The 13585-nt window shown below is 66.0% G+C and carries 14 protein-coding genes; 5 read left to right on the top strand and 9 right to left on the bottom strand.

Features of this window, described 5'->3' with window-relative positions; genetic code table 11:
- Positions 1-6: 6 nt before the first annotated feature.
- Complete coding sequence (locus TNMX_RS02825) at positions 7-1071, bottom strand: A24 family peptidase (protein WP_038029291.1); 1065 nt, start codon at positions 1069-1071, stop codon at positions 7-9.
- Positions 1072-1137: 66 nt separating this feature from the next.
- Between TNMX_RS02825 and TNMX_RS02830 the strand changes: the two genes are divergently transcribed.
- The gene (locus tag TNMX_RS02830; RefSeq protein ID WP_038029293.1) at positions 1138-2673 is read left to right on the top strand and encodes a carboxypeptidase M32; all 1536 of its coding nucleotides are present in this window, start codon (positions 1138-1140) and stop codon (positions 2671-2673) included.
- Here the strand turns inward: TNMX_RS02830 and TNMX_RS02835 are convergent.
- Genes TNMX_RS02835 through TNMX_RS02850 form a run of 4 tightly spaced genes read right to left on the bottom strand, consistent with a single transcriptional unit; the run spans position 2661 to position 5705 of the window.
- Positions 2661-3737: a YbfB/YjiJ family MFS transporter gene (locus tag TNMX_RS02835; protein ID WP_038029296.1), complete on the bottom strand. Its 1077-nt coding sequence runs from the start codon at positions 3735-3737 to the stop codon at positions 2661-2663. The genes TNMX_RS02830 and TNMX_RS02835 overlap by 13 nt on opposite strands.
- Positions 3727-4479, bottom strand: a complete 753-nt coding sequence (locus TNMX_RS02840; protein ID WP_038029298.1) for an ABC transporter — start codon at positions 4477-4479, stop codon at positions 3727-3729. The genes TNMX_RS02835 and TNMX_RS02840 overlap by 11 nt, the downstream gene beginning before the upstream one ends.
- Complete coding sequence (locus TNMX_RS02845) at positions 4472-5377, bottom strand: ABC transporter ATP-binding protein (protein WP_038029301.1); 906 nt, start codon at positions 5375-5377, stop codon at positions 4472-4474. The genes TNMX_RS02840 and TNMX_RS02845 overlap by 8 nt, the downstream gene beginning before the upstream one ends.
- A 1-nt stretch (position 5378) precedes the next feature.
- On the bottom strand, positions 5379-5705 hold the full coding sequence (locus tag TNMX_RS02850) for a nucleotide pyrophosphohydrolase (RefSeq protein ID WP_026328946.1): 327 nt from the start codon (positions 5703-5705) through the stop codon (positions 5379-5381).
- 23 nt (positions 5706-5728) lie between these two features.
- Between TNMX_RS02850 and mgsA the strand changes: the two genes are divergently transcribed.
- The gene (gene mgsA, locus TNMX_RS02855) at positions 5729-6106 is read left to right on the top strand and encodes a methylglyoxal synthase (protein WP_038029302.1); all 378 of its coding nucleotides are present in this window, start codon (positions 5729-5731) and stop codon (positions 6104-6106) included.
- Here mgsA and TNMX_RS02860 read toward each other — a convergent pair.
- From TNMX_RS02860 to TNMX_RS02875, 4 genes are all read right to left on the bottom strand, one after another.
- On the bottom strand, positions 6103-7587 hold the full coding sequence (locus TNMX_RS02860; protein ID WP_015716141.1) for a YifB family Mg chelatase-like AAA ATPase: 1485 nt from the start codon (positions 7585-7587) through the stop codon (positions 6103-6105). The genes mgsA and TNMX_RS02860 overlap by 4 nt on opposite strands.
- A 223-nt stretch (positions 7588-7810) precedes the next feature.
- Positions 7811-8953, bottom strand: coding sequence for a nitrate/nitrite transporter (locus TNMX_RS02865; protein WP_015716142.1), 1143 nt, complete (start codon positions 8951-8953; stop codon positions 7811-7813).
- A gap of 1 nt (position 8954) precedes the next feature.
- Positions 8955-9767 carry an EamA family transporter gene (locus TNMX_RS02870; RefSeq protein ID WP_015716143.1) on the bottom strand — a complete coding sequence of 271 codons (813 nt, stop codon included), beginning with the start codon at positions 9765-9767 and terminating at the stop codon, positions 8955-8957.
- Entirely contained in the window at positions 9764-10654 is an 891-nt protein-coding gene (locus TNMX_RS02875) for an EamA family transporter (protein ID WP_038029304.1), read from the bottom strand. Before TNMX_RS02875 ends, TNMX_RS02870 begins: the two co-directional genes overlap by 4 nt.
- 105 nt (positions 10655-10759) lie before the next feature.
- Between TNMX_RS02875 and TNMX_RS02880 the strand changes: the two genes are divergently transcribed.
- The 3 genes from TNMX_RS02880 to TNMX_RS02890 are packed head-to-tail and all read left to right on the top strand — an operon-like array spanning position 10760 to position 13541.
- A complete protein-coding gene (locus TNMX_RS02880; RefSeq protein WP_038029306.1) occupies positions 10760-11887 on the top strand; it encodes an NAD(P) transhydrogenase subunit alpha in 1128 nt (375 codons plus the stop codon).
- Positions 11887-12189, top strand: a complete 303-nt coding sequence (locus tag TNMX_RS02885; protein ID WP_008630585.1) for a proton-translocating transhydrogenase family protein — start codon at positions 11887-11889, stop codon at positions 12187-12189. The genes TNMX_RS02880 and TNMX_RS02885 overlap by 1 nt, the downstream gene beginning before the upstream one ends.
- Positions 12189-13541, top strand: a complete 1353-nt coding sequence (locus tag TNMX_RS02890; protein WP_015716146.1) for an NAD(P)(+) transhydrogenase (Re/Si-specific) subunit beta — start codon at positions 12189-12191, stop codon at positions 13539-13541. The genes TNMX_RS02885 and TNMX_RS02890 overlap by 1 nt, the downstream gene beginning before the upstream one ends.
- Positions 13542-13585: the final 44 nt, after the last annotated feature.

Raw genomic sequence — 13585 nt, forward strand, 5'->3', positions numbered from 1 at the left:
CCTTAACTATAGCCCGAGCCAGGCCAGATAGGCCCGCCACAAGGCTTCCCCGTAGAAGAAAGCCACAATCCCCCCCAGGGCCAGGTAGGGGCCGAAGGGGATTTTCCGTTGCCGGAAGGCCAGGCCCACCAGGGCCCCGAAGAGCACCCCCAGGAAAAGGGCGAGAAGGCTATAAAGCCCAAGCCAGGCCCCAAGGGCCCCAAGGAGCTTCACGTCCCCGTAGCCCATGGCTATGGGCTCTTCCTCCGTTTCCCCTTGGGGCTTGAAGGCCCAGTAAAGCCCTCCCGCCAGGGCCAATCCCCCTGCCGCCAGGAAGGACCCTTTCAAGGTGCTGAGGAGGTCGGCTCCCAGGTAGGGGGCCAGGAGCCAGGCCAAGGGCAGAAGGGGAAGGGTTATCCGGTCGGGAAGCACCACGGGTTTTCCCGTGCGCCCCGAAAGGGCCCAGGTGAGGAAGGCCAGGGCCATGCCCACCCCCGGGCCCAGGAGGGCACCGAAAAGGGCTGCCATGTGCACCTGGTGGGGTCCCACGGGCACCTCCGCCCTGGCCTCGCGGAAGCGCCTCAGGAAAAGCCCTCCGTACCCTGCCACCAGCCCCAGGACCCCGGCGGCGATCAAGGCCCCGTCCAGGGCCTCGGCAAAGGGTCGGGGGAAGGAAAGGAGGTAGGCGGAAAGGAGCCCTAGGAAGAGGAGGCCGTAGGTGAGGGTATCGGGAAGCTCAAAGGTGTCCAGGTCAAGGAAGGAGAGGGCCACCAAGAAGGCCAGGAAGGCGAAAACCAGGAGGGCCTCCACCCCTGGGGGATAAAAGCGGCTGGCCAGGAGAAAAAGCCCCCCGGTCAGGGCCTCCACCAGGGGGTAGCGGGGGGAGATGGGGCTTCGGCAGTAGCGGCACCGCCCCTTAAGGAGGAGGTAGGAGAGGATGGGGACGAGGTCTAGGGGGCCCAAAGGGTGGCCGCAGTGGGGGCAGCGGGAGGGAGGGAAAGCGATGGACTCCTTCCGGGGGATACGGTGGATCACCACGTTTAAGAAAGACCCCACCACAAGGCCCAAAAGCAGGGCGAAGAGGGACCACATACGGGCATTCTACGGGGGTAGCCTGGCCTTCACAGTCTTTTGAAGGGGGTGGTGTAGGATTTTCCCGTGACGCCCGAAGCTGCCTACCAGAAGCTCTTGGAGTTTCAGAGGGAAACCGCCTACCTGGCCTCTTTAGGCGCCCTTGCCGCCTGGGACCAGCGCACCATGATCCCGAAGAAGGGGCACGAGCACCGGGCAAGGCAGATGGCCGCCCTGGCCCGGCTCCTCCACCAGCGGGCCACCGACCCCAGGGTTGGGGAATGGCTTTCGGCGGTGGAGGGCTCCCACCTGGTGCAGGATCCCCTATCCGATGCGGCGGTCAACGTCCGGGAGTGGCGGCAGGCCTACGAGCGCACCCGGGCCATTCCCGAGCGGCTCATGGTGGAGCTGGCCCAGGCGCAAAGCGAGGCGGAAAGCTACTGGGAGGAAGCCCGTCCCAGGGACGACTGGCAGGGGTTTCTGCCCTACTTGCGCCGGGTGTTTGCCCTCACTAAGGAGAAGGCGGAGATCCTCTACGGCCTTCCCGTGGCTCCCGGGGACCCGCCCTATGGGGAGGTTTACGATGCCCTTCTGGACGGGTTCGAACCGGGGATGCGCTCGGGGGAGCTTCTGCCCCTTTTCGCCCAGCTGAGGGAGGGGCTTCAGGGGCCTTTGGACCGGATCCTGGGTAGCGGCCGGAAACCTGACACCACCATCCTGCACCGTTCCTATCCCAAGGAGGCCCAGAAGGCCTTTGCCCTCGAGCTTCTCGCCGCCTGCGGCTACGACCTCGAGGCGGGCCGCCTGGACCCCACTGCCCATCCCTTTGAGATCTCCATCGGGCCCGGGGACGTGCGCATCACCACCCGCTACTTTGAGGACTTCTTCAACGCCGGCATCTTCGGCACCCTGCACGAGATGGGCCATGCCCTCTACGAGCAGGGCCTGCCCAAGGAGCACTGGGGGACTCCAAGGGGGGAGGCGGTCTCCCTGGGGGTTCACGAGTCGCAAAGCCGCACCTGGGAGAACCTGGTGGGCCGTTCCCTGGGCTTTTGGGAGCGGTTTTTCCCCCGGGCCAAGGAGCACTTCCCAAGCCTCCGGGACGTGGCCCTGGAGGACTTCCACCGGGCCATCAACGCCGTGGAGCCCTCCCTCATCCGGGTGGAGGCGGACGAGGTCACGTATAACCTCCACATCCTGGTGCGCCTGGAGCTGGAGCTTTCCCTCTTCCGGGGGGAGCTTGCCTTGGAGGACCTCCCCGGGGCCTGGGCGGAACGGTACCGGGCCTACCTGTGGGTGGCTCCCAAGGACTACAAGGACGGGGTGATGCAGGACGTGCACTGGTCTGGGGGGCTTTTCGGCTACTTCCCCACCTACACCCTGGGCAACCTCTACGCCGCCCAGTTCTTCCAAAAGGCCCAGGAGGAGCTTGGGGACCTCGAGGGCCAGTTCCGCCGGGGGGAGTTCCATGCCTTTTTGGACTGGACCCGTAAGAACATCCACGCCGAGGGTAGCCGCTTCCGCCCCAAGGCCTTGGTGGAGCGGGTGACCGGCATGCTCCCCAGCGCCCAGCCCTTTTTGGCCTACCTGGAGGAGAAGTACCGGGCCCTTTACGGTTTCTGAGGGCCGGACCAGGTGGGGAGGAGGGCCAGGAAGAGGAGGACGCTGGCCGCCCAAAGCGCCCCCTCCCCCCGCCCCGCCATCTCCGCAAAGAACCCGGCCACGGCAGGCCCCACCGCCTGCCCCAGGGCGAAGGCGGCCGTGGAAAGCCCCATGGCCCGGGGCCAGGCGGAAGGGGGAAGGAGGGTGCGGAAGGCCTGGGTGAGGGCGGTGATCACCCCCAGGAAGGAGAGGCCGAAGAGGAGGGCGCTTAGGGCGGGAAGGTGCAGGGCCAGGGGTGGAAGGCTTCCCAGGAAGAGCACCAGAAGCACGTGGAAAAGCCCTTTTCTCCCCCCTACCCGCTCCACCCAGGGCCCCCAGACGGGTCCGGTGAGAAGGGCTCCCAGGCCCAGGAGGCCGAAGAGGACCAGGGAGTCCCCCACCACCGCCGCCACGAAGGTCATGTAGCCGATGTACCCCGCCCCGTAAAGGCCGTAGGCCAGGAGTAGGGGAAGGATAGGCCAGAGGCTTCCCTCGCCCTGGACGGGGGGTGGGGGTTCTTTCAGAAGAGGCCAGGAGAGGAGGGTGGGCAGGCCCAGCAGGAGGCTATACAGGCCCAGCCTGGCCCAGGCCCCCGTGGGCTCGGCGGCTCCCCATAGGAGCCACGGGGCCAGAAGAAGCCCCAGGCCCACGCCCCCATAGTAGATCCCCAGGGATCGCCCGGAGCTACCCAGGGCCATGAGGAGGGCCGCCCCTCCCACGAAGACCAGGGCGCCCAGAAAACCCTGGAGAAACCGCAGGCTGAAGACCAGGGGGAGGTTTTCCATCCCCGTGAGGGCCAGGATGGGGCCCTGCAGGAGGAGGGCCAGAAAGAACCCTTTCCGGTAGCCCACCCGGCCCAGGAGGCGGTGGCTGAAAAAAGCCCCCACCAAATAGCCCAGGGTGTTGGCGCTTCCCAGGATCCCCGCTTGGACGTAGGAAAGCCCCCAGGCGCTTTGCATGAGGGGCAGGACCAGGGCGTAGGCGAACCGTCCCAGGCCCAGGGCCAGGGCGGGTCCCAGGGCGAGGAGGACAAGCCTAATAGCCATGCAAAAGCCCCAGCTTCTTGGCCCGATGTACCGCCAGTTTGAAGAGGAAAAGCCCCAGGCCCAGGTAGAGGAAGCCGTTCAGGAAGGCCAGAAGCAGGAACAGGGGGTCCAGGGGGGCTCCTTCCGCCAGCATGCTCCGGGCTAAGGCGGCCCCGGGAACCATGGGCAGGAGGAGAAAAAGCCCCTGGCCTGGGACTTGCAGGAGAAAGAGCAAGAGGAACTCGGAAAGGCCCAGAAGCTGGCCGATGCGCTTGTATAAAAGGGCCAGGCTGCCCATGGCAAACCCGAGGCCATACCCCCCCAGGAGAACGGCCAGGAAGGGGAGAACCACCCAGGGATTGAAGGAAAGGCGGGCTCCCGTGAGGGCCATGAGCACCAAGGCGATGAGAAAGACCAGGAGCCCCTGGATGAGGAGCCCGGAGAGGTTACGCACCAGAAAAAGGGGAATCGGCCCATAGGGGGTAAGGAAGACCTGCTCCAGGGTGCCTGTCTGGGCCTCCTCGGTGAGGCCAAAGGAGAGGCTGCTATAGGAAAGCAGGGTGAAGGACCAGAGCAAGTACCCCACCAAGACGGCTTCCAGCCTGCCCCCGAACTCTGCCCCCGGCCCGGCCAGAAAGCGCGCTCCCAGGAAGAGGAGGTAGAAGAGGAGGCTTAGGCTGACCACCGCACCCAAAAGTTCCAGGGGGTAGCGGCGCAGGGCCAGGAGGTGCCGCCAAAACTCCGCCAGGAACAGGTCAAACATGGTTCACCACCTTCAGGAAAACTTCCAGGAGATCTGCCTCGGCCTTGGCCACCCGTTTTAAGGGGAGGGGTTTTACCGCTTCCAAAACCTGCCAGATGGCCTCCCCGTCGCCGCGGAAGAAAAAGGGGTTTTCGCCCTCTATGCCCAAGGCCCGCAGGTGCTGGAGCACCTCGAGGGGAGGTGGTTTTTCCAGCTCCAACACGTAGTATTCCCCGGAGAAACGGGCCAGGAGGCGCTCCTTGGTTTCCTCCAGGATCACCTCGCCCCGGTGGATGATGGCCACCCGGTCGGCCAGAGCTTCGGCCACCTCCATCTGGTGGGTGGTGAGGAGGATGGCCTTGCCCGCCTGGGCCAGGGCCCGGATCTTTTGCTGCATCAGCAGGGCGGTTTCCACATCCAGGCCCAGGGTGGGCTCGTCCAGCAGGAGCACCTCGGGGTCGTGGACCAGGGCCTGGAGGAGGGCCAGTTTCTGCTGCATTCCCCGGGAGAGGTGGCGCACCTCCGTGTGGGCTTTTTCCAGGAGCGCATACTCCTCCAGGAGTTCCAAGGCCCGCTTCCTGGCGGCGGCAAGGCGGAGGCCCCGGGCCACCCCGAAGTAGACCAGGTTTTCCAGGGGAGTAAGCCGCCAGTAGGTGTTGCGGTTCCCCTCCAGGACCGCTCCCAGGTGCTTCAAAGCGAGGGGTTCCCGGAAGGGGTTCTTCCCCAAAAGGCGCACCTCTCCCTCATCGGGAAGGAGGAGGCCCGAAAGCATCTTCACCGTGGTGCTTTTGCCCGCGCCGTTTTTCCCCAGGAAGGCCAGGATCTCGCCAGGTCGTAGGGTAAGGTGGACCTTTTTCACGGCCTCGAGGGCCCCGAAGCGCTTGTGCAGGCCCTGGGCTTCCAGGCAGGGGCGCTCCATCCTAGCCTCCTTTCCGGGTCCAGCGCTCCCCGTCCCGGTCCCGGTACTTGGCCATGGCCTTGAGGAAGGCTTCCTCCAGATCGATCCCCTCCCGGTTGGCCAGGGAGATGAGGACGAAGAGGAGGTCGGCGAGCTCCATGGCCAGATCCCCTTCCTCCTCCCCTGGCTTGGGCGTCTTCCCATGGCGGTGGGCCAGGACCCGGGCCACCTCCCCTAGCTCCTCCGTCAGGCGAGCCAGCATGAGAAGAGGCGGGAAATAGCCCTCCTGGAACTGGCTGATCCAGGCGTCCACCTGCCTCTGGGCTTCCTTTAAGGTGAGGGTTTCCATGGAAAGGAGCATACAATGGCCCCATGAAGGTCTTGGCCCTCATTGCCCACGATGCCAAGAAGGACGATATGGTGGCCTTTTGCCAACGGCACCGGGAGCTTCTTTCCCGCTTCCCCCTCCTGGCCACGGGCACCACGGGGAAACGCATCCAGGAGGCCACCGGCCTCGAGGTGGAGCGGGTTCTTTCCGGTCCCCTGGGAGGGGATATGCAGATCGGGTCCAGGGTGGCTGAGGGAAAGGTACTTTGCGTGCTCTTCTTCCAGGATCCCCTCACCCCCAAGCCCCACGAGCCCGACGTGCAGGCCCTCATGCGGGTGTGCAACGTGCACGGGGTGCCCTTGGCCACCAACCTCGCGGCGGCGGAGGCCCTTGTTCCCTGGCTAGCTGCCCAGGTGGGTTAAAGGGTCTTGCGGTAGGCCAAGGCCTCGGCCACGTGGTTTTCCTCCACGCTCTCCGCTCCCTGCAGGTCGGCAATGGTGCGGGCTACCCGGAGGAGGCGGTCGTAGCTCCTGGCGGAAAGGAGCATCCGCTTGGCCGCTGCCTGGAGGAGGTGTTCCGCCCCCGAGGTTAAGCGCACGTGCTCCCTCAGGGCCTTTCCCGCAAGCTCCCCGTTGGGCCTGCCCTGCCGGGCGAGCATCCTCTCCCGGGCCCTTAGGACCCTTTCCCGCACGGCCTCGGTGCCTTCCCCTTCGGGGGCGCGGGCGAGCTCAGCTGGGGTTAAGCGGGGCACCTCCACCACCAGGTCAAACCGGTCCAGGAGAGGTCCGGAGATCTTCCCCACGTAGCGCTGGCGGCTTGCCGGGGTGCAGGTGCAGGCCCGCTCCGGGTCCCCATACCAGCCGCAGGGGCAGGGGTTCATGGCCGCCACCAGGAGGAAGCGGGCGGGAAAGGTGAGGCTGGCCCTGGCCCGGGAGACGGTCACCACCCCGTCCTCGAGGGGCTGGCGGAGGGCCTCCAGGGCATCCCGGGAAAACTCGGGGAACTCGTCCAGGAAAAGCACCCCCCGGTGGGCCAGGGAAACCTCCCCCGGCTTGGGGATGGCCCCGCCCCCGATGAGACCCGCGTAGCTCACCGTGTGGTGGGGGGCGCGGAAAGGGGGCGTGCGCACCAGGCCCTTAAGGATCTGCCCGGCGGCGGAGTGGATGCGGCTTACCTCGAGGGCGGCCTCCTGGCTCAGAGGGGGAAGCAGAAAGGGAAGGCGCCTGGCCAGCATGGTTTTTCCCGAGCCCGGGCTTCCCACCATGAGGAGGTGGTGGTAACCGGCGGCGGCGATCTCCAGGGCCCTCTTGGCCTTGGCCTGGCCCTTCACGTCCCGGAGGTCCAAAGCCTCCAGGGCGGCCACGGGATCGTCGGGTTCCACCCTCCTGGGCTCCTCTTCTCCCCTCAGGTAGGCCACCGCCTGAAGGAGGTTTTCCACCCCGTAGACCTCCACCCCCTCCACCAAGGCGGCCTCCTTGGCGCTTTCCAGGGGCAGGAGGAGCTTTTTCCCTTCGCCCAAGGCCCCCAAAGCCAGGTTCACCGCCCCGGGCACCGGGCGCAGGGTTCCATCCAGGCCCAGCTCCCCGGCCACCGCCAGGCCCGCCAGGCCCTCCAGGGGCACCACCCCCTGGGCGGCCAGAAGCCCCAAGGCGATGGGCAGGTCAAAGTGGCTTCCTTCCTTACGGAGTTCCGCCGGGGCCAGGTTCACCACCACCCGGGCCTGGGGGTAGGGGAAGCCCGTGTTCTTCAGGGCGGCCCTGACCCGCTCCCGGCTTTCCTCCACCGCCTTGTCCGGCAACCCCACCAGGGCGTAGCTGGGAAGCCCGGGGCTGACGTCCACCTCCACGGTGACGGGAACCGCGTCCAGGCCGAAGAGGGTATAGCTTCGCACCTGGGCTAGCATGGACGGAGTTTAATACAAAAGAGTTCTTTTTGCCTAGCCTTTTGGGGTTTGTCAACGAGGCTTTTGTGCACTTCCCATCGGAGAAGTCCATGGGGTCATAGAAAAGTCCCGAATGCTGAGGCTTTTCCTAGATACTCGAGAACACCCCCCTTCTGCCCAATCCGCTTCCCAAAGAGCGCCCCAACTGGCCAAATAGGGTCCGGGAGCGACAGCGCCATCTCCTTCACCCCGAGGTCCTCAGGCCGAGAAGGGGGCGGTAAAGGAAAAGGGCCAGAAGAAGAAGGCCAAGGAGGCTGCCGAAGGCGAAGGCGTATCCCAGGGTTCCCACCGCCACCCCCACCCCCCACTGCAACAGGAAGGTGCCCCCAATGCCGAAGAGGTTCACCAAGGTGGTGCCCCGGCCCACCAGGTGAGGGGGCACCAGCTCCCGGGCCTGGGTAAGGGTGAGGATGTTGAAGGCTCCGAAGAATCCCATGAGGGGGTAGGCGAGGGCAAGAAGCTTGAAGAGGGCGAGGAGGAGGCCCAGGGCGAAGAGCAGGGCCGCTCCCACCAGCACCCTGGCGGTGCCCAGGCGGTCGGCCAGGTAGCCGGATACCAGAAAGCCCAGGACCGCGCCCCCCGAGTAGAGGAGGAGGAGGTTCCCCACCTTCACCGCCTCGAGGCCCAAGGCGTAGGCGTAGGCCCCAGCCCAGAGGGTTTGCAAGGCCAGGAAGCTTCCCGCAAAGGCCAAGGCCAAAAAGGCCACCCGCAGGAGCCTGGAATTGCCCAGGACTTCCCTTAGCCCTCCGCCTCCCCCACCCTTGGGCCAGGGAACCCCAGGGGGGGTGTTCCGCACCCCCAGGTAGATGAGAAGGGCCACCAGGACCACCACCCCTGCCCCCAGGAGGAAGACCCCCCGCCAGCCCATGGCCTCCTTCAGGAGGGCCAGGGGGGTGGCCGCCAAAAGCCCCCCTGTGGCCCCCAGGCCCACCAGGAGGGTGGAAACCGTGGCGTAGGTCCGGGGGAACCAGAGGCTAAAGGCCTTTAGGGAACCCATAAGGGCGGCGGCCATCCCCACCCCGATCAGGGCCCGGCCCAGGGCCAGGGTGGGGAAGCCTTGCGCCAGCCCGAAGACCACGCTTCCCAGGGAAGCCACCAGGAGGAGGGCCGGGGTGATGATCCTGGAACCGTACCGGTCCAGGAGGCTTCCCAAGGGGAGCTGTACCGCGGCGAAGGAGAGGTAGAAGAGGCTGGTCATAAACCCTAGCTCCGCCGGGCCCAGGCCCAGGTCCTGGGACAGGTCCTTGGCCAGCACCGCATTGGCCGACCGGTAGAAGTAGGAGAGGAAGTAGCCTAGGGTGAAGAGGAGAAAAACCCGCGCTGCCATATCACCTCCGGTTCAGAGCCACTCCCAGGAGGATGAGGGTACCGCCCAGAAGGCCCTCGAGGCTCAAGGGCTCTCCCGCCAGGGGCCAGGCGAAGATCGCCCCGGCCACTGGCTCCAGCATGGCGGTTAGGGTGGCGTTCCGGGCGGGCACCGTGCGCACCCCCAAGAGGAAGAGGCTAAAGGGCACCACCGTTCCCAGGATGACCAGGTAGGCCACCGCCCCCCAGTCCCCTGGGTCCAGGGTCCAAACCCGGGGGAGGTTGCCCATAAGGATGGGGAGGGAGAGGAGGCTTCCCACCCCCGTGGCCACCCCCAGGCTCACCAGGGGCGGGGTCTTGAGCCCGTGGGAGAAGGCAGCGTAAAGGGCGAAGGAAAGGGCGGAGAGGAGGCCGTAGGCCACCCCCAGGGGGCTTGCCGTGAAACCCTTGGACCCCACCACCAGCACGTAGGCTCCCAAAAGGGCCACGGCCACCCCCAAAAGGGCCTTGCCGGGAAGCCTTTCCCCCCTTAGGAGGGCGTAGAGGGTGAGGAGGGCAGGGGCCAGGTACTGGAGGAAGATCCCGGTGGCCACGGTGGTGGCGTGGATGGCCAGGTAGTAGAAGGCCTGGGCCCCGGAGAGGGCGAGCCCCACCCGGAGGAGCCGGGGCCACTCCTTGGCGGCTGGGGGAAACCGGAGCACCAGGGGGAGAAGCAGGAAGAAGCTTAGGAGAAAGCGCAAGGGGATGAGGACCGAGGGGGGAATCTCCCCCATGAACCGTCCGGCCAGGGCCCCGCCCAGGCCCCATAGAAGTGCAGCCAGGGCCACGTAGATCATCGCCGTGCCCCCACCACGGCCGTGCCCACCCCGAGGAGGAGGACCAGGGCTCCCAGGAGCACCTGAACCCCGGGAAGCTCCCCAAAGAGGAGGAAGGCCAGGAGGCTTGCCCCCACCGGCTCAAAGAGGATGGCCAGGGTGACCAGGACCGGGGGGATGTGCCGGGTGGCCCAGTTGAAGCTGGTGTGGCCCAAAAGCTGCGGCAAAAGGGCCATGAGGAGGATGTAGCCGTAGACCGCAAGGGGATAACCCCCGTACCCTCCGCCAAAGAGGTAGGGAAGAGGAAGGAGGAGGAAAGCTGCGGTGGTGTAGGCTATCCGCACGTACTCCAGAATGGAAAGCCCCCGCCTCTGGGCTTCCCGCCCCAGGAGGAAGTAAAGGGAGGCGGCCACCGCTCCCAGGAGGGCCAGGAGGTCCCCGAGGAGGGGGTTGGTTCCCCCGTTTCCCCCTTGGGCATCCCCCAGGCCGATCAAAAGCCCTCCCAAAAGGGCTATTCCAATCCCCAGCAAGGTCAGGCCGGAAGGAGCTTCCCGAAAGAAAAGCCAGCCGAAGAGGGTAACCCAGACCGGGTTGGTGGTGACCAAGGCGGTGCTGGCCGCCACCGAGGTGTAGGAGAGGGAGGTGATCCAAAGGGCAAAGTGCAGGGCCAGGGAAGCCCCGGCGGCCATCGCATAGGGAAGCCCCCTTCGGCTGGCCAGAGGTCTTCGCCAGCTGGGGAGGAGGAGCAAGGCCGCAAGGCCCATCCGTCCTGCGCTCATCACCAGGCTGAAGGCCAGGCTTCTATCCCCGGAGGCCGCCAGGGCCAAGCGCACCAGAATGCTGCCGAAGCTGATGGCGAAGATGCCCAGGAGCAGTACGGAGGCGATCTTGAGCCCGGAGGGCCGCATGGAGGCATTCTTCCATAAGGATTCGCTTCTGACCAGCAGGTCACCCTCGAGGGCAAGGACAGATGCTCGTGGCCCCATTGGTATACTGGCGCGGAAGGAGGTCCTATGGTGACCATAGCGGTTCCCAAGGAAAGGGCTCCAGGGGAAAGAAGGGTGGCCCTGGTGCCCGAGGTGGTGGCCCGCCTGGTGAAGCAGGGGGCCAGGGTGCGGGTAGAGAAGGGTGCCGGGGAAGGTGCCTACTATCCCGACACCGCCTACCAGGAAGTTGGGGCAGGGGTGGTGGAGCGAGGGGAGCTCCTGAAGGATGCCAACCTGCTTTTCACTGTTCAGCCGCCTCCTGAAGACCTGATCGGGGCCCTGGAGCCCGGGGCTATCGTGGTGGGGTTTGTCCAGGCCCACAAGAACCTGGACCTGGTGAAGGCCCTGGCGGCTAAAAAGGCCACGGTGATCGCCATGGAGCTCATCCCCCGCATCACCCGGGCCCAGAGCATGGATGCCCTCTCCAGCCAGGCCACGGTGGCGGGGTACCTGGCGGCCATCCACGCCGCAAGGCTATCCCCTCGCTTCTTCCCCATGCTCACCACGGCGGCGGGCACCATCCGCCCCGCCAAGGTGATGGTCATGGGGGTGGGGGTGGCGGGGCTTATGGCCATCGCCACCGCCAAGCGCCTGGGGGCCCAGGTCTTTGCCTACGATGTGCGCAAGGCGGCGGTGGAGCAGGCCCTCTCCCTGGGTGCCAAGCCCATTGAGCTTCCCATCAGCGCGGAAGGGGAGGGCGGCTACGCCCGGGAGCTCACCGAGGAGGAGAAGCGCATCCAGCACGAGGCCCTGCGGGAACACGTGGCGGGGATGGACGCCATCATCACCACCGCTCAGGTGCCAGGCCGTCGGGCCCCCATCCTCCTCACCGAGGACATGGTGGAGCGCCTGAAGCCGGGCACGGTGGTGGTGGACCTGGCGGCGGAATCGGGGGGCAACTGCGTCCTCACCCAGCCCGGAGAGGTGGTGGAGGTGAAGGGCGTGAGGATCTTTGGCCCCTTGAACCTCCCCAGCGAGCTTTCCGTGCACGCCTCGGAGATGTACGCCAAAAACCTTTTCAACCTTTCCAGCCTACTCATGGAAAAGGGCGAGTTCGCCCCCAAGTGGGAGGACGAGATCATCCAGGGGGCGCTTCTCATGAAGGAAGGCGAGATCCTGCACGGGCCCACCAAGGCCCTCGTGGGAGGTGCGTGATGGAGTTTGGCTTCTGGTCTGCCCTTTACATCTTCGTGCTCACGGCTTTCTTGGGTTATGAGCTCATCACCCGGGTGCCGGTGATCCTCCACACCCCCTTGATGTCCGGGTCCAACTTCATCCACGGGGTGGTGGTGGTGGGGGCCATGGTGGTCCTGGGCCATGCGGAAACCGGTTTGGAGAAGCTCATCGGCTTCCTGGGGGTCATCCTGGGGGCGGCCAACGCCGCCGGGGGGTATGCGGTTACGGTGCGCATGCTGGAGATGTTTGAGAAGAAGCCGGGCAAGGGGGGTGGTCAGTAATGGATCTCATCCAGGCAGCCTACTTCGTGGTGGCCATCCTCTTCATCGTGGGCTTAAAACGCATGGCCCATCCCACCACCGCCAAAAGCGGCATCGTCTGGGCTGGGTGGGGCATGGCCCTGGCGGTTCTGGCCACCTTCTTCTGGCCGGGGATGCAGAACTTTGGCCTCATGCTCATCGCTCTTTTGGTGGGCTCCGTGGTGGCCTGGTGGGCGGCCGTCAAGGTGGCCATGACCGACATGCCCCAGATGGTGGCCATCTACAACGGCATGGGTGGGGGTGCGGCCGCCACCATCGCGGCGGTGGAGCTCCTGAAGGGAGCCTTTGAGAACCCGGGCCTCATGGCCCTGGCCATCCTGGGCGGCCTCATCGGGAGCGTGGCCTTCACGGGAAGCCTCATCGCCTTCGCCAAGCTCCAGGGCATCATGAAAAGCCGGCCCATCCTCTTCCCCGGGCAGAAGGTGGTGAACGCTCTGGCGCTCCTCATCACGGTGCTTTTGGGCTTTTCCCTGCTCTGGAACGACCCCACCCTGAGCATCGTGCTCTTCTTCCTCCTGGCCCTCCTTTTCGGTATCCTCATGACCCTGCCCATCGGGGGCGGGGACATGCCGGTGGCCATCAGCTTCTACAACGCCTTCACCGGTATGGCCGTGGGCTTTGAGGGCTTCGCCGTGGGGAACCCGGCCTTGATGGTGGCGGGTACCCTGGTGGGGGCTGCGGGTACCCTCCTCACCGTGCTCATGGCGAGGGCCATGAACCGCTCGGTGTGGAGTGTCCTGGTAGGGGGCTTTGGCGTGGAGCAGGAGGCGGGGGAGGTCAAGGGAAGCCTCAAGCCCATCGACGTGGAGGACGCCGCCGTCATGCTGGCCTACGCCAGCAAGGTGGTCTTCGTGCCCGGCTACGGCATGGCCCTCTCCCAGGCCCAGCACAAGGTGAAGGAGCTGGCGGACCTTTTGGAGAGCAAGGGGGTGGAGGTGAAGTTCGCCATCCACCCGGTGGCGGGGCGGATGCCCGGGCACATGAACGTGCTTTTGGCGGAGGCTGGGGTGGAGTACGACAAGCTCAAGGACCTCGAGGAGATCAACCCCGAGTTCCCCACCGTGGACGTGGCAGTGGTCATCGGGGCCAACGACGTGGTGAACCCTGCCGCCCGCCGCCCGGGAAGCCCCCTTTACGGCATGCCCATCCTGGACGTGGACAAGGCCAAGAACGTCATCGTCATCAAGCGGGGCCAGGGCAAGGGCTTCGCCGGGGTGGAGAACGAGCTCTTCTACGCCGATAACACCCGGATGCTCTACGGGGATGCGCAAAACGTCCTCACCCAGCTCACCCAGGCCCTGAAGAAGCTTTAGGAGTCCCTGGCCGGACCCCGGGGAAACTCCCCGGGGTCTTCTTC

The organism is Thermus sp. NMX2.A1 (genome assembly GCF_000511705.1).
Classification (GTDB): Bacteria; Deinococcota; Deinococci; order Deinococcales; family Thermaceae; genus Thermus; species Thermus scotoductus.

What these genes read in the sequence shown, in the direction of transcription:
- TNMX_RS02825 (WP_038029291.1), bottom strand. Translation starts at nt 1,071, where the DNA reads ATGTGGTCCCTCTTCGCCCTGCTTTTGGGCCTTGTGGTGGGGTCTTTC.
- TNMX_RS02880 (WP_038029306.1), top strand. Translation starts at nt 10,760, where the DNA reads ATGGTGACCATAGCGGTTCCCAAGGAAAGGGCTCCAGGGGAAAGAAGG.
- TNMX_RS02885 (WP_008630585.1), top strand. Translation starts at nt 11,887, where the DNA reads ATGGAGTTTGGCTTCTGGTCTGCCCTTTACATCTTCGTGCTCACGGCT.
- TNMX_RS02860 (WP_015716141.1), bottom strand. Translation starts at nt 7,587, where the DNA reads ATGCTAGCCCAGGTGCGAAGCTATACCCTCTTCGGCCTGGACGCGGTT.
- TNMX_RS02890 (WP_015716146.1), top strand. Translation starts at nt 12,189, where the DNA reads ATGGATCTCATCCAGGCAGCCTACTTCGTGGTGGCCATCCTCTTCATC.
- TNMX_RS02840 (WP_038029298.1), bottom strand. Translation starts at nt 4,479, where the DNA reads ATGTTTGACCTGTTCCTGGCGGAGTTTTGGCGGCACCTCCTGGCCCTG.
- TNMX_RS02865 (WP_015716142.1), bottom strand. Translation starts at nt 8,953, where the DNA reads ATGGCAGCGCGGGTTTTTCTCCTCTTCACCCTAGGCTACTTCCTCTCC.
- TNMX_RS02870 (WP_015716143.1), bottom strand. Translation starts at nt 9,767, where the DNA reads ATGATCTACGTGGCCCTGGCTGCACTTCTATGGGGCCTGGGCGGGGCC.
- TNMX_RS02835 (WP_038029296.1), bottom strand. Translation starts at nt 3,737, where the DNA reads ATGGCTATTAGGCTTGTCCTCCTCGCCCTGGGACCCGCCCTGGCCCTG.
- mgsA (WP_038029302.1), top strand. Translation starts at nt 5,729, where the DNA reads ATGAAGGTCTTGGCCCTCATTGCCCACGATGCCAAGAAGGACGATATG.
- TNMX_RS02845 (WP_038029301.1), bottom strand. Translation starts at nt 5,377, where the DNA reads ATGGAGCGCCCCTGCCTGGAAGCCCAGGGCCTGCACAAGCGCTTCGGG.
- TNMX_RS02875 (WP_038029304.1), bottom strand. Translation starts at nt 10,654, where the DNA reads ATGCGGCCCTCCGGGCTCAAGATCGCCTCCGTACTGCTCCTGGGCATC.
- TNMX_RS02850 (WP_026328946.1), bottom strand. Translation starts at nt 5,705, where the DNA reads ATGGAAACCCTCACCTTAAAGGAAGCCCAGAGGCAGGTGGACGCCTGG.